At 38.0% G+C, this 20,955-nt stretch carries 20 protein-coding genes and 2 pseudogenes; 14 read left to right on the top strand and 8 right to left on the bottom strand.

Annotated features, from left to right (window positions below; translation table 11 throughout):
• Window positions 1–205: 205 nt before the first annotated feature.
• Complete coding sequence (locus AC3II9_RS02945; RefSeq protein WP_489152973.1) at window positions 206–766, top strand: hypothetical protein; 561 nt, start codon at window positions 206–208, stop codon at window positions 764–766.
• Between the two features lie 215 nt (window positions 767–981).
• Window positions 982–1,794 carry a hypothetical protein gene (locus AC3II9_RS02940; protein ID WP_489152972.1) on the top strand — a complete coding sequence of 271 codons (813 nt, stop codon included), beginning with the start codon at window positions 982–984 and terminating at the stop codon, window positions 1,792–1,794.
• Between the two features lie 116 nt (window positions 1,795–1,910).
• Here AC3II9_RS02940 and AC3II9_RS02935 read toward each other — a convergent pair whose 3' ends face one another.
• Window positions 1,911–4,097, bottom strand: a complete 2,187-nt coding sequence (locus tag AC3II9_RS02935; protein ID WP_489152971.1) for a DNA topoisomerase III — start codon at window positions 4,095–4,097, stop codon at window positions 1,911–1,913.
• A 195-nt stretch (window positions 4,098–4,292) separates the two neighbouring features.
• Here AC3II9_RS02935 and AC3II9_RS02930 point away from each other — a divergent pair.
• Window positions 4,293–4,583: pseudogene (locus AC3II9_RS02930) on the top strand (DNA topoisomerase III); the annotation flags it as partial.
• Between the two features lie 69 nt (window positions 4,584–4,652).
• Here the strand turns inward: AC3II9_RS02930 and AC3II9_RS02925 are convergent.
• Both AC3II9_RS02925 and AC3II9_RS02920 read right to left on the bottom strand, forming a co-directional pair.
• Window positions 4,653–5,597, bottom strand: a complete 945-nt coding sequence (locus tag AC3II9_RS02925) for a GGDEF domain-containing protein (protein WP_489152970.1) — start codon at window positions 5,595–5,597, stop codon at window positions 4,653–4,655.
• Between the two features lie 9 nt (window positions 5,598–5,606).
• Entirely contained in the window at window positions 5,607–6,449 is an 843-nt protein-coding gene (locus AC3II9_RS02920) for an EAL domain-containing protein (RefSeq protein WP_489152969.1), read from the bottom strand.
• A 140-nt stretch (window positions 6,450–6,589) separates the two neighbouring features.
• Here AC3II9_RS02920 and AC3II9_RS02915 point away from each other — a divergent pair, with 140 nt between their 5' ends.
• The 4 genes from AC3II9_RS02915 (at window position 6,590) to AC3II9_RS02900 (ending at window position 10,117) form a co-directional block, all read left to right on the top strand.
• Window positions 6,590–7,336, top strand: coding sequence for a putative metalloprotease CJM1_0395 family protein (locus AC3II9_RS02915; protein WP_489152968.1), 747 nt, complete (start codon window positions 6,590–6,592; stop codon window positions 7,334–7,336).
• Window positions 7,337–7,414: 78 nt separating this feature from the next.
• Entirely contained in the window at window positions 7,415–7,900 is a 486-nt protein-coding gene (gene ybaK, locus AC3II9_RS02910) for a Cys-tRNA(Pro) deacylase (RefSeq protein WP_489152967.1), read from the top strand.
• A gap of 219 nt (window positions 7,901–8,119) precedes the next feature.
• On the top strand, window positions 8,120–8,746 hold the full coding sequence (locus AC3II9_RS02905; protein ID WP_489152966.1) for a YczE/YyaS/YitT family protein: 627 nt from the start codon (window positions 8,120–8,122) through the stop codon (window positions 8,744–8,746).
• Window positions 8,747–8,926: 180 nt separating this feature from the next.
• A complete protein-coding gene (locus tag AC3II9_RS02900; RefSeq protein ID WP_489152965.1) occupies window positions 8,927–10,117 on the top strand; it encodes a glycine C-acetyltransferase in 1,191 nt (396 codons plus the stop codon).
• Window positions 10,118–10,206: 89 nt separating this feature from the next.
• Here AC3II9_RS02900 and AC3II9_RS02895 read toward each other — a convergent pair whose 3' ends face one another.
• Window positions 10,207–11,385: a pyridoxal phosphate-dependent aminotransferase gene (locus tag AC3II9_RS02895; protein ID WP_489152964.1), complete on the bottom strand. Its 1,179-nt coding sequence runs from the start codon at window positions 11,383–11,385 to the stop codon at window positions 10,207–10,209.
• Window positions 11,386–11,478: 93 nt separating this feature from the next.
• Here AC3II9_RS02895 and AC3II9_RS02890 point away from each other — a divergent pair, with 93 nt between their 5' ends.
• Entirely contained in the window at window positions 11,479–12,270 is a 792-nt protein-coding gene (locus AC3II9_RS02890; protein ID WP_489152985.1) for a carbon-nitrogen family hydrolase, read from the top strand.
• On the opposite strand, the pseudogene AC3II9_RS02885 reads toward AC3II9_RS02890, so the two are convergent.
• The 3 genes and pseudogenes from AC3II9_RS02885 to AC3II9_RS02875 all read right to left on the bottom strand — a co-directional run.
• Window positions 12,170–12,775 (bottom strand): annotated as a pseudogene (locus AC3II9_RS02885) (IS630 family transposase); the annotation flags it as partial. The gene AC3II9_RS02890 and the pseudogene AC3II9_RS02885 overlap by 101 nt on opposite strands.
• A gap of 105 nt (window positions 12,776–12,880) precedes the next feature.
• The gene (locus AC3II9_RS02880; protein WP_489152963.1) at window positions 12,881–13,069 is read right to left on the bottom strand and encodes a hypothetical protein; all 189 of its coding nucleotides are present in this window, start codon (window positions 13,067–13,069) and stop codon (window positions 12,881–12,883) included.
• A 3-nt stretch (window positions 13,070–13,072) separates the two neighbouring features.
• Window positions 13,073–13,333, bottom strand: coding sequence for a helix-turn-helix domain-containing protein (locus AC3II9_RS02875; protein WP_489152962.1), 261 nt, complete (start codon window positions 13,331–13,333; stop codon window positions 13,073–13,075).
• 121 nt (window positions 13,334–13,454) lie between these two features.
• On the opposite strand from AC3II9_RS02875, the gene AC3II9_RS02870 reads away from it, so the two are divergent.
• Both AC3II9_RS02870 and AC3II9_RS02865 read left to right on the top strand, forming a co-directional pair.
• Window positions 13,455–13,616, top strand: coding sequence for a hypothetical protein (locus AC3II9_RS02870; protein ID WP_489152961.1), 162 nt, complete (start codon window positions 13,455–13,457; stop codon window positions 13,614–13,616).
• A 228-nt stretch (window positions 13,617–13,844) separates the two neighbouring features.
• On the top strand, window positions 13,845–14,417 hold the full coding sequence (locus tag AC3II9_RS02865) for a GGDEF domain-containing protein (RefSeq protein ID WP_489152960.1): 573 nt from the start codon (window positions 13,845–13,847) through the stop codon (window positions 14,415–14,417).
• Window positions 14,418–14,429: 12 nt separating this feature from the next.
• Here the strand turns inward: AC3II9_RS02865 and AC3II9_RS02860 are convergent, their stop codons facing one another.
• Window positions 14,430–15,545: a response regulator gene (locus AC3II9_RS02860; RefSeq protein ID WP_489152959.1), complete on the bottom strand. Its 1,116-nt coding sequence runs from the start codon at window positions 15,543–15,545 to the stop codon at window positions 14,430–14,432.
• Between the two features lie 85 nt (window positions 15,546–15,630).
• Between AC3II9_RS02860 and AC3II9_RS02855 the strand changes: the two genes are divergently transcribed.
• The 4 genes from AC3II9_RS02855 (at window position 15,631) to AC3II9_RS02840 (ending at window position 20,947) form a co-directional block, all read left to right on the top strand.
• A complete protein-coding gene (locus AC3II9_RS02855) occupies window positions 15,631–18,654 on the top strand; it encodes a hybrid sensor histidine kinase/response regulator (protein WP_489152958.1) in 3,024 nt (1,007 codons plus the stop codon).
• Between the two features lie 167 nt (window positions 18,655–18,821).
• On the top strand, window positions 18,822–19,775 hold the full coding sequence (locus AC3II9_RS02850) for an NAD-dependent epimerase/dehydratase family protein (protein WP_489152957.1): 954 nt from the start codon (window positions 18,822–18,824) through the stop codon (window positions 19,773–19,775).
• 264 nt (window positions 19,776–20,039) lie between these two features.
• On the top strand, window positions 20,040–20,480 hold the full coding sequence (locus AC3II9_RS02845) for a LytTR family DNA-binding domain-containing protein (RefSeq protein WP_489152956.1): 441 nt from the start codon (window positions 20,040–20,042) through the stop codon (window positions 20,478–20,480).
• A 17-nt stretch (window positions 20,481–20,497) separates the two neighbouring features.
• Entirely contained in the window at window positions 20,498–20,947 is a 450-nt protein-coding gene (locus AC3II9_RS02840) for a hypothetical protein (RefSeq protein ID WP_489152955.1), read from the top strand.
• Window positions 20,948–20,955: the final 8 nt, after the last annotated feature.

Here is a 20,955-nt window from a genome sequence, read left to right as displayed (position 1 = left end):
TCATGATTATGGTTTTTCGTCATCATATCTATCACCTCTAGTAGTAAGTACTAATTTTATTTTAAAAGAAAAAAGACTGTAGGCAAACTCGAAATTTTCGAGTTTGTCTACAGTCTGTAATGTTCAAATACTTGAACATTATTCTAATGCCTTTAAAAATAATGTAATAATTCAAGAGTTTCAAGTAACTGGAGAAAAAAAGATTTTGAATTTAGAAAATCTAAATATGCTATTTGAGAAATTAATACAGCACTCGTTTACAATTTCTTTAAATTCTAATGAAATAAGTAAAGGTGAAGCGGTGACTGAAAATAATTTAAATGATTTCATTTTAGGGTATCTAAATTTTTTAAATTACTTAGAATCAGGAATTGAATTCACGGAAAATTATGAAGAACTAGAAGAAAAAGTTCTGATGAATTATCTGAGGGTTTTTAATGAGGGTGTAATTCATTTAGATGGAATAAAGCGTTTTATAAAAGAAGTATTAAATAATTTTACTTTAGAGTTACTTATCAAATTATTAGACGAGTTAAATCCACGTTATGTTTTTTATTTGTATGTACTATATTTAGTAGGAAAAAATCCTCTTCCTAATAAAATAAATTCTAAGGATATTAATGAGGTGTTAAAATCCATGAATGCAAAAGAAACTATAATTATTAATGATGATTATATTAAAAAAATAATAAAAATAATCACTCTAGATTCCAATTACAGCAATATAATTGAAAATGGGATACTAAAAATTAAAAATCAGCAATAAACTGTAGGTTTTTAGAAGGTTAATATTAAAAACAAGACGAGTTTGTCTAGGGTTCATTTGATTTCATAATGAACCTTCTCTTAATAATTTCATATGAATTGATAATAAAACAAGTTTTAGTTAGAAAACTAAATTATAAAAATGAACATCTATTTAAAAATGCTATTTATTAATAGACTATACGAAATAGAATAATTATTAAATATTTATAGGGGTTGAATAAAATAATCACCAAAAATGATAGAGAAACCAAACATAGAGAGATATTTTATTTAGGAACTAAAGAAGCTAAAATATTACGTAAAATGAAAAGAAAATCTAAATACTCTATTAGTAAACCAAGCTGGTGGTTTGTAATAGCTTTAATAACGATTATTACTACACCTATAGTTATTAATAGTTTAGTATTAACAACCATCAATATAGAATTCCCATTCGATATTCCATTTATTAAATTTGAAGTTTCATCTAATAATCAATGGATTGGCTTTTTTTCAAGTTATATGGGAGGGATAATCGGAGGCGTTATCAGCGGAGGAATGACTTTAAAAGGAGTTTTATTAAATATTGAAAAAGATAAAATCGCTAAGCTTATTGATGAATATCCTCAAAAGAAAAAAACTATTACTAAGTTAGAAAATACTTTAGATAAAATAAATGAAAAAGCTACTGATACTTTCTATAAGAAGATTTGGCACGAAATTCCCCTTTATGAAAAGGGATACGATTTTATAATTTATTGTAGAAATCTAGAAGGAAAAATTATAGAAGAATGTAATCAATTAAATGGTATTGCATTACTAGCAACATTAAGTTATTTTGAAGCATTGGATGCGAGTATGGAGCGTTGGGAAACTTTAGAAGAAGGATTGCATAATAAATCTATTGATGAAAAACAATACACGAAAATGACTATGGATGAATTTAATAATTTGAAATTTCAATGGTTTTTTTATTATGAAACGATGATAAAAGAAAATGAAGTATATAATGCCCAAATGAAAGAACTGATTTTAAAAAATTTATAAAAATAATATATTGAATTTTAATAAAAATTTATTGTCTCCAATCTATAAAAGACATTTATTATAGATTGGAGATAGAATTAAATAAATTTCATTAAAATATGTTTAAAACTCATATACTAATCAAACTTCATACCCTTCAATAAATCTGCAAAAGCATTATTAATCGGTTCTGCCTCTTTTTCCTGCTGCTTCATATACTTCTGCACGCTACGCTTATCAACCTTACCGCCGCCTTCTTTTTTACGACGAGCTTCAAAAGCAGATAATTTTTCACGATAGCCGCATTTACATACAAAGATTTGACCATCACCTTCACCACGCAGCTCAAGCTTCTTCTTACATTGAGGGCAGCGTGCATTTGTAACACGTGCAACGTTTTTACGGTGTCCACATTCACGATCTTGACACACAAGCATTTTGCCTTTTTTACCGTTTACCTCAAGCATTGGTTTACCACAATCAGGACAAGACTTCGTTGAAATATTATCGTGTTTGAATTTCTTATCACTATTTTTAATATCAGTAACAATTTCTTTTGTATGCTGCTTCATTTCGTTAATGAATGTTTCTTTTTTCATTTTGCCTTTAGCAATTAACTCTAATTTTTGTTCCCACTCAGCTGTTGTAGTAGGGGATTTTAATTCATTTGGTACTAAGTCTAATAGTTGTCGTCCTTTTGATGTAATATGAATGTCTTTTCCACGTTTTTCGATTAGGAACGAGTTAAATAGCTTCTCGATGATGTCTGCACGCGTTGCAACTGTACCAAGTCCACCAGTTGATTTTAACGTATCTGCAAGCTGTTTGTTTTGTGTATCCATATACTTCGTAGGATTTTCCATTGCCGATAGTAGGGTAGCCTCTGTGAAGCGTGCAGGTGGTTTTGTTTGACCTGATGTTTGAACGATTAAGTTTGTTTTTAATACTTGCCCTTTTTCAAGGCGAGGCAATAATTGTTCTTTCACATCTTCATTTGACTCTTCATCGTCAAAACGATTCGAATAAACTTCTTTCCAACCAGCATTTAATACCGTTTTACCACGAGCAACAAATTTTTCATTGCCGATTTGAGCTTGTACTGTTAATTGCTCAAATTCATGTGCTGGGAATAATACGGCTAAGAAGCGCTTCACAACTAAATCATAAATTTTACGCTCTTTATCAGTAAATGCAGAGAAGTTAACATATTCCTCTGTAGGAATAATCGCGTGGTGATCTGATACCTTACTGTCATCTACAAACGATTTATTTGCTTTAATTGGCTTTGTCAGTACCTTATTCGCTAACGAACGATATTCGCCCACACCACACGCTTTTAAACGCTCTGGAAGGGTGCCGACGATGTCTGAAGATAAATATCTCGAATCTGTACGAGGATATGTGAGCACTTTATGTGATTCATACAGTTTTTGCATGATATTTAACGTTTCCTTTGCTGAATAGCCGAACATTTTATTCGCATCGCGTTGTAATTCTGTTAAATCATATAAACCTGGAGCATAGGATTTCTTTGGTTTACGCTCAATATCAATAACCTTTGCATCTTGTTTTCCTAAAGAATTGACAATCGCATCGATTTTTTCTTTATTGAAACTACGAGAATTCCCATTTGCATCTTGCCATGTTAATTTCAGCTCTTTTGTTTGAGCTTCAATTCCATAATATGTTTGTGATTTGAAATGTTTAATTTCATCTTCACGTGCTGCGACCATTGCTACTACGGGAGTTTGCACTCGACCTGTATTTAATTGGGCATTATATTTTGTGGATAGTGCGCGACTCGAATTTAAACCTAAGTACCAGTCTGCTTCGCTACGTGCAACAGCTGCATGATACAGATTGTCATAATTTTTACCAGGTTTTAAATTTGCAAAACCTTCTTTAATTGCTTTATCCGTAACAGATGAAATCCATAAACGCTTGATTGGTTTATTCACTTTCGCACGATCAATAATCCAACGAGCTACTAATTCGCCTTCACGTCCAGCATCTGTTGCAATAATGATTTCATTCACATCGTTACGTGTCAGCTGCGATTTTACCGCATTATATTGTTTACTCGATTGCTTGATTGTTGTTAACTTCAAACGTTCTGGTAGCATCGGTAAATCTTCTAAGTTCCACTTTTTATACTTTTCATCATAGCTTTCTGGATCAGCTAAAGTGACTAAGTGGCCTAAAGCCCAAGTAACAATATATTTGTCCCCTTCAAGGTAACCATTTCCTTTTTTCGTACACTTCAGCACATTCGCGATATCGCGTGCTACTGAAGGTTTTTCTGCTAATACTAAACTTTTAGCCATACATAACATCCTTTCGTACATCCTTGTGTTTAATATAGCACATGCTTTTTACTTATACTTATTTTAAACAGAGTGGAATAATAATTGGTTTTATATTTTGGGTATTATAAGATAATTATGAAATACTTAGATAGTGGATTTTCATTATGAAAAAACTTTATTAATTGGTGCTGGTTTCTCATATGATTTAGGAATGTCTGCCAAGACCGCGAGTGTGGACACCGTAAAAATGTTTCACGTGTGACAAATGCGCGTTGTCCGCAATGTAAGAAAAAGCTGGAGTTACGCGGGGAAGGCGAAGGACAAATTTTTGTATGTAAATGTGGGTACCGCGAAAAATTATCTGCATTTGAAGCACGTCGTAAAAAAGAAGGCGGCGGCAAAGTGGATAAGCGTAGTGTCCAAAAATATTTGAAGCAGCAAAATCAAGAAGAGCCTGTCAACAATGCCCTCGCTGAAGCATTAAAGGGACTGAAATTTGACTAAGAAATTTTAATAAATAAGCGAAAAGGATGCGCATCTCACATTGAATGCGCATCCTTTTTTAGGTGCATGCTAGCTATAAATCGGTTCATTAATCAGGTAGCAGCTACCTTTTATTTTTTTGCAATGTTTTTTTACGAGCGCAGCGGTTGTCGCAAGCTGCTCGATGGAATCGTATTGTTTGTACTCATTGGTCACAACCGCAACGGACAATGAAGAGACAGTAAACGGTTCGAGTTCACCATTTCGTCCAGGGACAAGCAAGTTTTGATGGAGATGAAAATCATCATAAAATTTACGAATGTTCTGATCAAATGCTTCAATAATGTTACTACAAAGTGGTCCCACATCGTAATGAGGGACAATCGCGACAAAATCATCTCCACCGATATGCCCTAAAAACATATTCGGCATATTGATGAAGTGCTTTAAAATATCCGTTAAATAAAGGAGCATTTTATCGCCTTTTTTAAACCCATATAAATCATTGTATTTTTTGAAGTGATCTAAATCGAAATAAATTAAACTATAATTGGGTAGATCGAGCAACTCTTGCATTTTTTGTTCGATGACATGATTGCCTGGCAAGTGGCTGAGCGGATTCATAAAACTGGCGATTCTCACTTGTGTTTCCGCTAACTTTAACAGTAATGCGCGAATGCTCACGACGCCCTTAAAACACTGTTCTTTTGTCACAATAATATCGTCGTATAAGTCTGGCTCTTCTCGTTTCATCGCTAGTTGGCTGATGTCTGTAATAGGCATCGCATAATCAACAATAAGCGGAGAAGATTTATATAATAAGCGACATTCTCGCCCCATATATAAGTTATAGCCATATTTCGTACCGATTTTTTCATAAAAATGTGTGCGCGAAATGTGCCCAATCGGTTTTTCTTCACGAAGCACAACAATCCCTCGTAATGTAGGATCTTCAACGAATAACTGATCTACCTTTTTACTTTTCGTATACTCATCGATGCAAGGAACAGTCTGTATGATATTTTCAATGCTCATATCCTTCTCCTATACATGTACTTTGTGTAATTGTTCAGCGGGTTTGCCAATTGCGTACCCTTGTGCATAATGCACACCTACTGTTTGTAAGTAGTGAAGCTCCTCCATCCGTTCAATTCCTTCTGCAATGACTTTTGTATCGACTTGCTTGGCATAATTCAATAAGATTTCAAGCAAATATTGTTGTGGTTGTTGCTGATCAATATATTGAATGAGCGAACGGTCAATTTTAATAAATTCTGGCTTTAAATAAATGAGTGTTTTTAAACTGTTGTAACCTGAACCGACATCATCAATGGCAATGCGATATCCTTGCTGACGATAATGATGGAGTACCCGTGAAAATTCTTGGAAGTCTGTCACAGCGCTACGTTCTGTCAACTCAAACACAACTTGCTCTGGTGATAAGCCGTATTGCTTTAACAGCTGCCTTGTTGCACCGCTATGATAGTTGGCATCCAACAATACGTGAGGATGAATATTTAAAAATAATACGGGTTGTTGTTGCTTAAATTGCTGCGGCGCTCGTTCGTGAAAACGTTGCAATGACAAGTTGCGGCATAAACATTCAAAGGCAAATACATTATTAGACTCGCCGATAAATTCGTAAAATGCATCTGTTGTTGTAAATGCTGTATGGAGAGCAGGCCGATTGAGTGCCTCGAACCCGAATGTTTTGCCTTGTTGTACATCTAAAATGGGTTGGAAATACGTATTTAATGCTTTGTTTTCTAAAATGGTTTGTAATGCGTTTACTTGTTTCGTATATGTAAAGTAATTTTTACGGCGTTCGAGAATATATTTTCTGTAGGATAAAAAATTACCGTTTTCCGGTACTTTTGTAGATTTCATTGGTACACCTCATCATCGGTCTTTCGTTTTATTTTAACGATGAAATATTGAGTTTTTGTGAAAATTTAGTAAAATATTTTTTAATAATTTAATTTATAGAATCGATACGACTTAATTGACAAAGGAATGGGGGGAGAAAAATGAAAATTGCTCAATTAATGACGGGAACGAGTTTTGATTTAGAACAGCGTAAGCGTGCCATACAGCGGCGTGAAATGGGCGATGCCTACAAAAAGAATGCTCAATATCAGTCGCCTAAAAATGTGATGCTCGAAGTATTAGAAAACTTACTTTCTGGTAAAACAGAAAAAGAATTGCATGCAGCTGATCAAGCGAAGAGGGAGTTTGAAGCACCTATAAGTGACGAGCAAAAGCTTGAGCGGACGGAAAAAGAAGGTATGGCACATCAGTCAATGGATGGGCGTGTAACGGGACCAATAACGTACACAGATGGGTCAGATTACAAGCAATACATCGATGGTGGCGAAGTTCCGATTAGTATGCAAGAGGAAACGCTAACCATTTTAGAGAAGGTAAAAGCGGCAGCATTGGCACCAGCTGAACCATCTCTACAAGATTTGCGTGTAGCGGCAAGTGCAACAGCGCAAATCGAGCAAACACGTGCAGCGATTGCTTTTCCATCCGACGAAGAGGAAACGGAACCTTTTGCAGATGTTGATACAAGCGTCGAAATACCAGCGCGCTTTATGCATCATTTCGACGAGCGAGATGCGTCACAAGATACACTATTAACGGGTCGTGAGCTTGAGAGCTTGTTATACAACCGGACTTTTAAAAAGGCCAGTATGAACTATTCAAGCCATATCGCGATGGTAAAAAACGGCTATCGTTCTTTAAATGAGCCGACATTCTCCCAAACAGCATAAGCTATGTTTTTCAAAGCATAGAGACATCTATGCTTTTTTGTTTTGCGATATAATATATAGAAGAAAGAGGGGATACGTGTGGCAAAAAAGATGACAAAAACAAATGCGGTACGTTTCATCGAACAACAAAAAATTCCACATAAATTATTGGAATATACAGCAGAAGACGGGCAAGCAGTAGATGGCGTCACAGTAGCGACTAAAATTGGGCAACCGATTGAACATGTGTTTAAAACATTAATAGCTACAGCAGGAGGCAATCGGTACTATGTCTTTGTTGTACCTGTTGCGGCAGAGCTTAACTTAAAGCAAGCGGCTAAAGTGGCAGGTGAGAAAAAAATTGAGATGCTGGCAGTAAAAGATTTACTCGGTTTAACAGGCTATGTGCGGGGTGGTTGTTCCCCAGTGGGCATGAAGAAATTATTCCCGACATTTATTGAGGCATCTGCCGAACAGCTAACGTTTATGATTGTCAGCGCCGGGAAAATCGGTATGCAAATGAAGCTCGCTCCTACTGATTTAGCACGTGTGACGAAAGCAACGTTTGCGAACGTTGTAGAGTAGCAAGCAGTCAAAACGAGTCCGTGAACGAGCAAAAAGGACGTGTATCCGGGCAAAAGCCCATGGTGAAAGGTCAAAACATTCTCGTATCCGAGCAAAAGTCTCGGCTATCCGGTCAAAACATTCTCGTATGCGGTCAAAAGCCCGGGGTATCCGATCAAAACATAATCATCAGCGGTCAAAATCACCGTGCAGTATCCATTCATAGAAAGCAGGTACATCATGTCAAAACAATTTAAATGGCGATGGGGCTTTTTTTTCACGGGCCTGATCGTCATGTCACTAGGGATTACGCTAACGATTAAAGGAAGTAGCGTCGGGACGAGCCCTTGGGATGTCTTACATATTGGTTTATTTAAGCAAATCGGCCTCACAATTGGTTCGTGGTCGATTTTAACCGGGTTATTTATCGTGTTATGTACGTCGGTTTATTTAAAAGCATGGCCTAAAATGGCAACGTGGCTCAATATGTTGCTGATTGGCTCTTTTATTGATTTGTTTAACTGGTTGCTACCAGAAGCAAATCTGTTTGTGTTTCAATTCATTTATTTTATAGCAGGCTTTTTTGTGTTAAGCATTGGTTGTGGATTATATATCTCCGCTGAGCTTGGAGCGGGACCACGTGACACCGTGATGATGATTTTAGTGGAGAACTTTGGTGTTTCGGTCCGTGTTGGGCGTATGGTGATGGAAGTACTCGCAGCATCAGTAGGGTGGCTACTTGGCGGTCCTGTAGGAGCAGGAACGGTTATTTTAGCGTTAGGAACGGGGTATATTATTCAGCCGAGTCTTCATTATTTCAGAAAAAGATTGCACCATATTATTGACGAAGTAGCTGTGGATAAGTAGTTATCCACAGCTCTTTTTTGAATGAAATCGGATTCACACACTACTTATGCACAAATTTTCTGAATAATCAACAGGAGAATGTGAGTAAATATAAGAAATGTGTATAACTTTTCATCTCATCCACAATATTGGGAGTATGCTAAAATGTTAATCATCTGAAAAGGGAAAGGGTGGGGAGCTTTGTCAAAAGTGTTACAACAATTTTTAGAGGAAAACTTGGAGGCGCTACGTGAGCAAGGGCTGTACAATGAAATTGACCCAGTAGAAGGTGCGAACGGTCCAGTAATTCAAGTGCGGGGTAAAAGCTTAATTAACTTATCGTCCAACAATTATCTCGGTCTTGCAACAAATGAACAATTAAAACAAATTGCACAGCGCACAATTGAACAATACGGTGTTGGGGCAGGGGCTGTTCGGACGATTAACGGCACGCTCGATTTACACGTGAAATTAGAAGAGACACTCGCGAAATTCAAAGGAACAGAAGCAGCAATCAGCTATCAATCTGGGTTTAACTGTAATATGGCGGCGATTTCGGCTGTTATGGATAAACATGACGCCATTCTTTCCGATCAATTAAACCACGCTTCGATTATTGACGGCTGTCGCTTGTCGAAAGCAAAAATTATTGCCTACAATCACTCGGATATGGATGACCTTCGTGCAAAAGCAAAAGAGGCAAAGGCATCCGGTCTTTACAAGAAAATCATGATTATCACAGATGGTGTATTTTCGATGGATGGCGATCTAGCTAAACTACCGGAAATCGTAGACATCGCAAAAGAATTTGATTGCATCACATACGTCGATGATGCACATGGTTCGGGTGTGACAGGGAAGGGAGCTGGTACGGTCAAGCATTTCGGTCTGCAGCAGGACATCGATTTCCAAATCGGTACATTATCAAAGGCCATTGGTGTTGTCGGTGGTTATGTAGGGGGGAAGAAAAACTTGATTGATTGGTTAAAGGTGCGTTCCCGTCCGTTTTTATTTTCCACAGCGTTACCACCAGGGGATGTGGCAGCGATTACACGTGCGGTAGAAATGTTAATGGAATCGACAGCGCTACACGATCAGTTATGGGAAAACGGTGATTATTTAAAGAAAGGTTTACAGCAGCTTGGCTTTAATATTGGGCATTCCGAAACACCGATTACTCCTTGTATCATTGGTGACGAGAAATTAACACAAACTTTTTCAAAGCGCTTATTTGAAGAAGGTGTCTATGCGAAATCGATTGTCTTCCCAACCGTCCCAAAAGGAACAGGGCGTGTCCGCAATATGCCAATCGCTACCCATACAAAAGAAATGTTAGATGATGCTTTAGCGATTTATGAAAAAGTCGGTCGTGAGTTAGGGGTTATTCAATAAAGGAAGAAACCGTTTCTCGGCTGAGGAACGGTTTTAGCAAGTAAATCTAAAAATTAAGCAAGTAAACCTAGCAATTCAGAAAATCGCCGCTAGTGAGCAGGAATTTTAAACAACCCTAATTTTTCCACGCGGGCAACGGCTTCTTTCATTCGTTCTTCCGAAACGAGTAGGCCAACACGTACATAGCCTTCACCGTATTCACCAAAGCCGTTACCGGATGCGACAGCAACATCGGCTTGATCAAGTAATAAGTCGGTAAATTGTTGGCTAGTGAATCCTGCCGGCACCGGTAGCCATGCGAAGAATGAACCTTTTGGCGCCGTTACGTCCCAGCCGATGCGACGCGCTTCTTCTATTAATACGTTGCGACGGCTTTCGTATGTAACCCGTAATGCCTCCACAGAGTCTTGCTCTGCTGAGAGTGCTTCTGCTGCTGCATGTTGTACGGCAGGGAAGAGGCTACAAAATAGATGATCTTGAATGATATTAATCGCTTCAATCATTTTGGCATTTCCTACGGCAAAACCAACACGCCAGCCTGCCATATTATAGGATTTTGATAATGTATAAAGCTCGATTCCTACTTCTTTGGCACCTGCTGCTTGTAAAAAGCTTGCTGGCTTCACACCATCAAAACCGATTGCCCCGTAAGCAAAATCATGTGCGATCATCACGTTGTTTTCGCGAGCGAAGGCGACTGTTTTTTCGAAAAATGCCTGGTCTGCAACCCCGCCTGTCGGATTGTTTGGGTAATTTATATACATTAATTTCGCGCGGCTTTTCACTTCATCTGATAGTGCATCATAATCAGGTAAGAAATCATTTGCCGCAAGGAGTGGCATTGTATCAAACTGCACATCGGCTAATGCAACCCCAGATAAATAATCTGGATAGCCTGGGTCTGGCAGAAGCATATAGTCGCCAGGGTTTAACATCGCGAGTGGGAGTTCCACGAGTCCAATTTTTGTCCCGCCTAAAATGGCTACCTCTGTATCTGGGTCAATCTTGACACCATATTCTCGCCAGTAAAAGTCAGCTGCTGCTTGACGTAACTCAGGTATACCGCGGAACGGTGAGTACTTGTGTGTGAGTGGGTTTTCAGCCGATTGTTGTAATGCTTCAATAATATGTAGCGGCGTTGGCTGGTCTGGATTCCCTTGTCCTAAGTTAATAATGTCTCGTCCTTCCGCAATGGCTTGGGCCACTTTACTCGCAAGGGCAGCAAAAAATTGCGGTGGTAGCTGTTGTAGTCTCTTTGAAAATTCCATTTATAAATCACCTGTTTTTTCAGAATATAATAAAAATTATACAAATCATGTTATGATATTTATGAGAAAAAGTCTATAGGCGGTGTAGGAATGATGAAAATCGGATGTATTCAATTAAATGTAGCATTTGGCAAAGTAGAGGAGAATTATGTGCGCGCGGAGCAGTTTATTCGCGAAGCAGCAAGCAAGGGTGCTGAAATCATTGTTTTACCTGAAATGTGGAATACAGGCTATGCACTTGAAAAATTAGCGGAGCTAGCAGATGTGAACGGTGAACGGACAAAAGCATTTTTAACGAGCTTAGCGAAAGAGCTTCGTGTGCATATTGTCGGTGGCTCTGTATCTGTAAAACGTGATAACAAATTTTACAATACGATGTATACGGTCAATCAAGAAGGCGAGCTTGTAGGCGAGTATGCTAAGGCCCATTTATTCCGTTTAATGGATGAGCATTTATATTTAGAAGCAGGTTCAGACATGAATCGCTTTGCACTCGGTGACTTGGAAGCAGCAGGAGTTATCTGCTACGATATTCGCTTCCCAGAGTGGCTGCGTAGTCATGCATTAGCAGGCGCAAAAGTATTATTTGTACCAGCACAATGGCCAACACCACGTATCGATCATTGGAAAACATTACTCCAAGCACGTGCCATTGAAAATCAGTGCTTTGTCATTGCGGTGAATCGTATTGCCAATAAAGTAGAAAACTTTAACGGGCAGTCCATGGTCATTCAGCCGTGGGGGGAAGTGTTATGGACAGGGGCAGAAGATGAAGAATTAGCGATCATCGATGTCGATTTCTCAATCGTCGATGAAGTACGTGGACGCATTCCTGTATATGATGATCGCCGCCCGGAATTATATGAAACAGTCGTAAAAGGATAAAAGACAAACTATATAAGTCCACTTTAATTTTTCGACATGGCCCTTTTTCAGGGCACTCATGGATATATGCCAAGAAGGAAAGAATCGATTCTTTGATTTCATCATGTGTCTCATGGAATCGATTCGCAATCATACTTTTTTTCAAGTATCCCCACACGCGTTCGATTGCATTTAAATCGGGCGAATAGGTTGGTAAGAATACAAGTTAAACGGTCCTTATGTACGTTTAAAATGGCTGAATGAGCTTGGCATGATGAATTTTAGCGTTATCGAGAATCATGACAATCTGCTGGTTTTTATACATCGCTAAGACATCGCGAAGAAACGTAAGAAATGTTTGTGCATTGCAACGATCTGTTTCCATGCAAAAAAATTCGCCGTTTCGCATATCGACACAGCCAAATAAACGGACCGTCGCATGATGACCATACGTTGGGATTTGTTTCTGTTTGCCCTTCACACGCCAAGTGGCTTGAAGTGCTTGATCATCACGAATATGGCTTTCATCTTCATAGAGAAAGACTACTTCATCTGAGGTGTTTTTTTAGGACATCGAGTTGTTGGGGAAAGGATGCGTGTTTCTTTTTATCTGCTCGTTTCAATGTATAAGTTAGTCGTGTATAGCTCTCCAAAGGTTCAACATGTAACGGATTCCACCTCGCGACATCGTGACAGAAAAACGGTCTTCTAGTACTTCTTTAAGAATACGTGTATCCCAGTACGTTTGGCAGCCGTATCCTTCTTCAACTGGTGTACTGGATTCGAGCATTCGACGAATTTCTTCTACTTTTTCTGGCAATAGCTAAGGACGTCTTCCAAGTGCATAGTTGCGATGAAGTAGTGCTTCCATGCCACCCTCGTTAAACTTTTTCACATAGTCTGAAATAGTTTCACGATGAATATTCAGCAGTTCCGCTACTTGAATCGCGTAATAAACTTGCCTAATCAAGTGAATGACCGTCACTCGTTTCGCCATGGATGTTTTCTGAAGTGCTTTCTCTTGAAATTGAAGGTGTTCAATCGTCCAACCATGTGTATTTGTAATTTGAAATCCTTTTCCCATCTTTCCCACTCCTATTTAATTAATTTTAGGATAATATGTACAAGGAAAGATTGGGAATATACATGTCGAGAGTTTTAAATCGATTTATATATGTTTGCTTAATTGGTAGAAATTCTGGGAAATGACTTATAAATTAAAGTGGGTATCAGCTGAGCAGTTACGTTTAGCGGTTGTTACGGAAAGTAACCCATACGGTGAAATCACTGCCCATAAGTACCAAGTAAGACTTTTAAACGCAGCATACGCTAGCGTTATTTTTTATGTCGAAAATAGTTTAACTTAAATTTAATGTTGAAAGAATATATTAAATTAGGGATATAAGTTTTGAAGTGCTAACGTTGACGGATCGTCGTATGCAATGAAAGTCGCCTGTATGGTGAAGGTTAACAATTAGTGAGGGCTGAGGAAAACCCCCACTAATTGAAGTTTCACTTTATAAGGAATTTTTTAAGTGGAATTTAAGCATAATCGACTATTATAAAATGTAAGAATGATAGAAAGGTGCGTGCATATGTTTCCAAATACGATACAAAGTGTAAAGTCAATCAATGCTAGACGTCAAGGGCAAAACGAACAGACAGACCAATTAGAAAATGAATCGCACCGTGATGATATAACAGGGGTTTATACGGTCTATAAAATGCAACAAGAATTACAGAAAAAAATAAAAGAGCCACAGTCTACATTTAGTGTCGTTTGTTTAAATATCGATTTGTTTACAGAAGTGAATGAAACATATGGTTGCCACATTGGAAATGCAGTACTACAAGAGAGTGCACGTAGACTGGTCACTGTAACGAAAAATGAACAATGTGTTTTTCGGAAATATGCAGATGAATTTATGCTGCTCATTGATCGGCCGGCACATGTAAATGGCTTAATGACGAACCTTCATCGTGTATTTCTGACACCATTCTGCATTGATGGGCAGTCGATTCGGCTGTCGCTTAGTATCGGTGTCGCACATTATCCCAATCAAGGGCTGACAGAAGAGATGTTGCTGTATGTCGCACATGTTGCAATGTGTCGCAATAAACAGATGAAACTGACAGATAAAAATGCAGATGGTTTGCCACAAATATAAAAAGAGCTCGTATTAACGAGCTACTTTAATTGATTCATATAAGATGGTTAGTTGTTCAGAAGGTTTGAGATCGAGCTCTTTTTCGAGCGTCTCCTTATACGTATTGTATAGTTTGACAGCTTCCACACGCTGACCGAGTTCAATATAGAGCTGCATGCAAGTAAGGACAGTATCATCATTATACGGATCAAATTGTAGTTTACGTTCCATATAAACGAGTGCTTTCTCCTTATCATGCATAATACAGTAGTCGATTGCTTTGTTTAATAGATGCAGCATGTCATTCATCCATTGTTGTGTGAAGTGCCCTGCCCATTCAAAGTGATCCACTTCAAATAAATGCCCTTTATAAAGCGCTAGACATTCATCGACGATATGTAAGTTATCAGCATGGATAGTATCGACTGAAGAGAGCAAGTTGCCTAGTACTGAGAAATCGGAGACTAGATGTTCTAGTGTAAATACATAGCTTTTATTGACGAGCGAAATGCAATCTGTAAAGCCAACCCCTGCCAAAAACTTGCGTAAGTGTGATAAACAAGTGTGCAAATTGATTTTTGATTTTTTATAGTCTTGTTCAGGCCATAATGTTTCAATTAAAATATCACGCTGCACGGGTGTATTTTGATGCATTATAAAGTAAGCAAAGAGCTCTTTTACTTTGGCAGTTTTAAAGGCAATGAGCTCATCGTTTGAAAATACTTGAAATTCATGTAAACATTCAATCTTCAAGTGTGTCGTTTGCGTTTGTTCTATTAGTTGCTCTGGCACAATCGTTTTCAGCCGAGCAATGGTTTTTTTCAGCCGCGTTGTCGTCACGGGCTTTAGCAAGTAATCAATGGAATTGACCTCAAATGCTTGAACGGCATATTCGGCATGTGCTGTGACAAATACAATATGGATGTGCGGATATGCGGTTTGAATCATTTCTGCTAAATCAATACCACTAATTTTGCCCATCTCAATATCTAAAAAAGCAACGTTCACAGGTAAATCCTTCAATACTTCCAATGAAAATTGTGTATTTAAAAATGCCTGTTGAACTGTGACTTCAGTGAAGTCAGCTAGTTTATGCTGCAGAAGTGCTAAGGCAAGTTGTTCATCATCTACCAAAATAGCAGAAATCATAATAGTCACCACCGAATCTTAAATACTACTACTGTTATTATACATAATAGAAAGAATTTTTCGAAAGGGCGAATAGGGCTAAGAAATGAAACGATCTAGTATCATACTATTTTCATTCATATTAATTGTTATAACGATGTTCATTTATATGGATAGCCGATTTTTATCAAAAAATAGTATCAATATTATCCAAGACGGCCAAGTGGATATTACGAATTCGATACTGGCAGGGCAGACGACCAATTTAGATGGCTATTGGCGTTTTTATCCGAATGAATTATTAACCCCGAATGAATTACATAATCATTTTACGACGATGTATGTGCCAAGTAATTGGACGAATGTAGAAGAGCAAAATGGCATTAGTGGGGGGACATATCATCTAACCGTAAGCGTTCCTAAGGATGGCGTTTACGGTTTGCGCTTTCACTACATACGTCATGCCAGTAAAGTATTTATCAATGGAAAAGAAGTGGGGGGGTTAGGAAACCCGACATTTGACCCGAATGAATTGGCGTTTTATGAGAAAAAATTTAGTGTATTTGGTGAAAGTAACGATGGCAAACTGGATATTGTCATTCAAGTGGCGCATAATTTCTTCATGAATCCAGGCATTGTTAAGCCTGTAACGATTGGAACGGGTAGAGAGATTGAAAATTATATACAACGCTCACAGCTAATAGAGAATGCGATTGTAACAACTTATATTGTTATTAGTTTTATTTTTATATTTATTATGTTGCAACGCGGTCGTTGGACAAATGAAATGTATTTTGCCCTTTATTGTCTTGCAGTCGGCTTCTATAGTTCGACACAAAACGAACGGTTATTATTGGTTTATGTACCGGATTTACCATTAAATGCACTTTGGTTTTGCCAATTCTCATCGCTGTATTTAGCAACCAGTTTTTTGTTGTTATTTGTGACTAAAACATTTCCTCAATATGCTAGAACATCATTTGTTTATGCCCTGTTTTCATTTATGGTGACGGTTCTTGTGACGCTTATGCTTCCGACAAAGCTACGTGATGTTTTATTTGCCCTATTGCCAGAAGTGGTGACACAATTATTGTTAGTTATCGGAGTCGCTTTAGGGTTTGGCTACACGCTTTATTTATTAGTACGCGTGGCACAAAAGGAGAAAGCGGAAGCAAATTATTTATTGCTCGTGTTTATTTCATGTGTTTGTTATTTTAGTACGATCGTCATTGAATTTTTCTTTGAGGTCGATATGGGCAGCTGGTCGCTCATTACACTGCTCATCACGAATATCGTGCTTACACTGTTTGTGAGCTATCGCCATGAAAAAGGCTATCGCAAAGCACAGCGACTCACCCGAAAGTTATTCGTACAAAATGAATTAAAAGATGAATTGCTTGTGAAAGTAACGTCTGAAATGCATGAGCCATTCACACAAATTCATGCGCAATCCAAGGAGTTACTAGAAGGACAGGCAGGCCCATTAAAAGTGGAGCAGCAACAGCTTGCCTTCTCCATTCATACGACAATTAATAAGATAAGCCATATGTTTCAAACGATTTATGAGGCAGCTCAAAAGGATAATATCCGTTTTTCAGTAAAGCCTGTATCACTCCGAAGTTTTAATGAATTAATTGAGGAGCTGACCTTTTTAGTGGAAAATCCGGATGAGGTCTTCATTCGAAATGAAATCCCAAGCAATGTCCCATCTGTATGGGCAGATGATAAGCGTTTAAGACAAGTGTTATTAAACGTCATACATAACGCGATTCAGTATACAGAGCGAGGGACGATTACAATACGTGCTTACGAAAAGCATGAACAAATCGCGATTGAAGTAGCAGATACGGGCATTGGGATGGAGGAAAAGCATTTAGTAAAGATTTTTGATACATTCTATCAAGTAGAGCCCAATCACATGAAGCAAGGGATTGGGCTCGGATTAAGCGTTGTTAAACAATATATGCACCTAATGGACGGTCATGTTGAGATTTCATCGCAATTGGGTGTAGGGACAACGGTCACACTATTACTACGGAAAGCAGCAGACGCATCCAATACGCTATTTGTACCAACCCCATCGTTAGGTGAGCAACACTATATGGCGTATCCACTGTATGTGGAAGGGGAACGAGCAGAGACGATTATGGTCATTGATCAAGATACAGAGCAGTTATTTAACGTGATGAAGATGCTCTCCCGTCACGGTTATAATGTATATGCATACAATAACGGTGAGGATACGCTAAGTGTTTTATTGAACAATCGGGTAGATTTAGTCATTGCTGATGTCAATATGCCGGATAAGTTTGTATTAACACTGACGAAAAAAGTGCGCGAACTATACAATTCAGTAGAGTTACCGATTATTTTGCTTTCACAAAATGATCGAATTGGCGATATGACGCAATTATTTGAGGAAGGGATTAACGACATTATTCGTAAATCCGTTGTTCAAAAAGAGTTACTTTCCCATGTCTCGTCATTACTGAATATGCGTGAAGCCGTAAAGCGCTCTATTCAGCAAGAATTAAATGATTATCATGCACAAATTACACCACATTTTTTATACAATACATTGAACTCCATTATAGGGTTAAGCTATGTTAATACAGAAAAAATGCGTGAAGCGCTGGAGTATTTAGCGATTTATTTTCGTGCGAAACTGGATTACCAAAAGCAACAGAGCATTGTACCGATTGAAGAAGAACTGGAGCTAATTGAAGCCTATTTAGCGATTGAACAGATTCGTTTTGAGCATTTGCGTGTCGTAATGGACATTGATGAAACGGTATCATTTAAAATTCCCGTGATGACATTGCAGCCATTAGTTGAAAATGCGATTCATCACGGATTGAAAAATAAACATGAAAATGCGGAACTGAAAATTTCACTTCAACGAGATGAAGATTTAGTGAAAATTGTCATTGCGGATAATGGGGCAGGCATGTCCATTGAAAAGCAAGCACAACTAGTAAACGGACAGAGCCAACGCCTCGGCTTGTTAAATCCCTTTGAAAAGCTAAAACTATTACAACAGTCTACATTCCAGCTTGAAAGTATAGAAGATATAGGCACAACAATAACGATTACATTAAAATTGCAAGAAAGTATAATCCATTCCTCGTGAATGGATTATTTTTTTGCAAATAGGAAAGTATACGCTTAATGGAAATCCGCAAAAAGGTGTCTTAAAAGAAGTTATTTTAAAATTCTTTTTTAGAATTATACGATAAATGAAGCATGGAGTATTTTTGACGTGTAAAAATGTTTTGCATCAGAGGAGGGAACAAACAGATGAAAAGAATGATTGTAACAGGTGCTCTCGGTCAAATTGGGTCAGAATTAGTCGTGAAGTTACGTGAGATTTACGGAGTGGACGCTGTACTGGCAACAGATATCCGTAACACGACCGATAGTATAGAACCATTTGAAGTATTGGATGTTATGGATGATAAGTGTATGTATAAGCTGGCAAAAGAATTCCGTGCAGATACGATGATTCATATGGCCGCATTACTTTCTGCGACGGCTGAGAAAAATCCGTTACTTGCATGGAACTTAAATATGGGTGGTTTAGTAAATGCGTTAGAAGTAGCCCGTGAGTTAAACATGCAGTTCTTTACACCAAGCTCCATTGGCGCATTTGGTCCAACTACGCAAAAGAACAATACACCACAAAATACATTACAACGTCCCACAACAATGTATGGTATCAACAAAGTAGCCGGTGAGTTATTATGTGACTATTACCATCAAAAATACAGCCTTGATACACGCGGTGTCCGTTTTCCTGGGCTCATTTCTTACGTGACGCCTCCTGGGGGTGGTACGACAGATTACGCGGTAGAGATTTATTATAAAGCCATTGAGGAAGGTCATTATCAATCGTATATTGCACAAGGGACGTATATGGATATGATGTATATGCCCGATGCACTACAGGCCATTGTCGATTTAATGGAAGCGGACGGTAGTAAGCTTGTGCATCGCAATGCGTTCAATATTTCAGCGATGAGTGTTGAGCCAAGTAAGCTTGCAGCAGAAATTCAAAAGCATATGCCACATTTTACATTGAGCTACAAAATAGATCCAGTACGTCAAGCGATTGCCGATAGCTGGCCCAATGCCATCGACTCCACCGCAGCCCGTGAAGAATGGGGCTTTACAACCCAATACGACTTAGCCAAAATGACGATCGATATGCTCGAAAAATTAAAAATCAAACAACAGAAAAAAGCCATTTCATAAAAAGAGCGGTAGCAAGTGTGCTACCGTTTTTTTCTGTTAAAAATACTTTCATAGAAAGAAAGGATTGCTTTGAAAATAGTGAAAAGTACTTGCTTTTACCGGAGCGGAAATCAACACACGCTATTCCATATATCCATAAGCAAATTCACCGAAAAAGACAAATGCAACTTAACCTGCCCCCGGATGCAGCTTAGACCTTATGATATTGTGAGAACGATTCCCTTAATTTACACTGTACTTAAATAACTGACAGGAGGTGTTGACATGAAGGTAACTATTGACATTGTTTCGGAAGGGGAAAATGAAATAATTATAAAATGTCAACAACTTGATCAAGAGATTGAAGCGTTGCTACAACGTATTGAAGAACCTGCAAATAAGCTAATGGTAAATAGAGAAGGAGAAATGATTTTTCTGCAGCCAAATGAAATATTTTTTGTTGAGGCCGTGGATAACAAAATATTTGTGTATACTGCAGATGCTGTATGTCAGTCACAGGAATCTCTCAACAATTTGGAGACGATGTATTCGCATATGGGCTTAGTGCGCATTGGGAAATCGCAGTTAGTCAATCTGCATCATATAAAAAAATTGAAGAGTATTATGAATAGCCGCATAGAAATTACGCTAGAAAGCGGCGACCGTCTAGTTGTATCTAGGCATTATGCACGTGCATTTAAAAGTCTTCTCGGTCTGGAACATTAAAATAGGAGGAATAGCGGATGAACAATAAAAAATGGCAAGATTTTTATCTCTTCATGTTTGATATTAAAACAACAGTAGGCATGTACTTTTTAGCGTTTGTTTTTTTCTATCTCGTATTTGGCGTCTTAGAACCTGAAAACGCCACAACACTAGACTTTTGGACAGCGATGCAAATTTTTACGGCCTGTTGGTTAATTGGAATGGGTGAGGGATTATTACTGTATAAGAAAGACGTATCTTTTTCACGAATTTTGTTATGGAGCGTTTGGGCATTTTTTATCATGGTTGGCTTTTCAGAAGGGTTTGGCTGGTTCAGTCATTATACAGAGTGGTATCGATATATTTTTTATAGCATGATCACCATTTCATTTTTCTTCTACTGGCTTGCATTAGATTGGCGCTTGCAAAAAGAGACGAAAGATTTAAATGATGCACTCGTTAGATATAAAGAAATCATGAAGAAATAACGAAGGGG

The organism is Lysinibacillus sp. RU7, assembly GCF_057837305.1.
This window is presented reverse-complemented; position numbering and strand designations above follow the sequence as displayed.

Coding starts and splice junctions, on each gene's coding strand:
- AC3II9_RS02870 (WP_489152961.1), top strand. CDS start 13,455: ATGACTTATAAATTAAAGTGGGTATCAGCTGAGCAGTTACGTTTAGCG.
- AC3II9_RS02840 (WP_489152955.1), top strand. CDS start 20,498: ATGAACAATAAAAAATGGCAAGATTTTTATCTCTTCATGTTTGATATT.
- AC3II9_RS02860 (WP_489152959.1), bottom strand. CDS start 15,545: ATGATTTCTGCTATTTTGGTAGATGATGAACAACTTGCCTTAGCACTT.
- AC3II9_RS02890 (WP_489152985.1), top strand. CDS start 11,479: ATGAAAATCGGATGTATTCAATTAAATGTAGCATTTGGCAAAGTAGAG.
- AC3II9_RS02905 (WP_489152966.1), top strand. CDS start 8,120: ATGTCAAAACAATTTAAATGGCGATGGGGCTTTTTTTTCACGGGCCTG.
- AC3II9_RS02865 (WP_489152960.1), top strand. CDS start 13,845: ATGTTTCCAAATACGATACAAAGTGTAAAGTCAATCAATGCTAGACGT.
- AC3II9_RS02915 (WP_489152968.1), top strand. CDS start 6,590: ATGAAAATTGCTCAATTAATGACGGGAACGAGTTTTGATTTAGAACAG.
- AC3II9_RS02855 (WP_489152958.1), top strand. CDS start 15,631: ATGAAACGATCTAGTATCATACTATTTTCATTCATATTAATTGTTATA.
- AC3II9_RS02850 (WP_489152957.1), top strand. CDS start 18,822: ATGAAAAGAATGATTGTAACAGGTGCTCTCGGTCAAATTGGGTCAGAA.
- AC3II9_RS02895 (WP_489152964.1), bottom strand. CDS start 11,385: ATGGAATTTTCAAAGAGACTACAACAGCTACCACCGCAATTTTTTGCT.
- AC3II9_RS02925 (WP_489152970.1), bottom strand. CDS start 5,597: ATGAGCATTGAAAATATCATACAGACTGTTCCTTGCATCGATGAGTAT.
- AC3II9_RS02920 (WP_489152969.1), bottom strand. CDS start 6,449: ATGAAATCTACAAAAGTACCGGAAAACGGTAATTTTTTATCCTACAGA.
- AC3II9_RS02875 (WP_489152962.1), bottom strand. CDS start 13,333: ATGGGAAAAGGATTTCAAATTACAAATACACATGGTTGGACGATTGAA.
- AC3II9_RS02935 (WP_489152971.1), bottom strand. CDS start 4,097: ATGGCTAAAAGTTTAGTATTAGCAGAAAAACCTTCAGTAGCACGCGAT.
- AC3II9_RS02845 (WP_489152956.1), top strand. CDS start 20,040: ATGAAGGTAACTATTGACATTGTTTCGGAAGGGGAAAATGAAATAATT.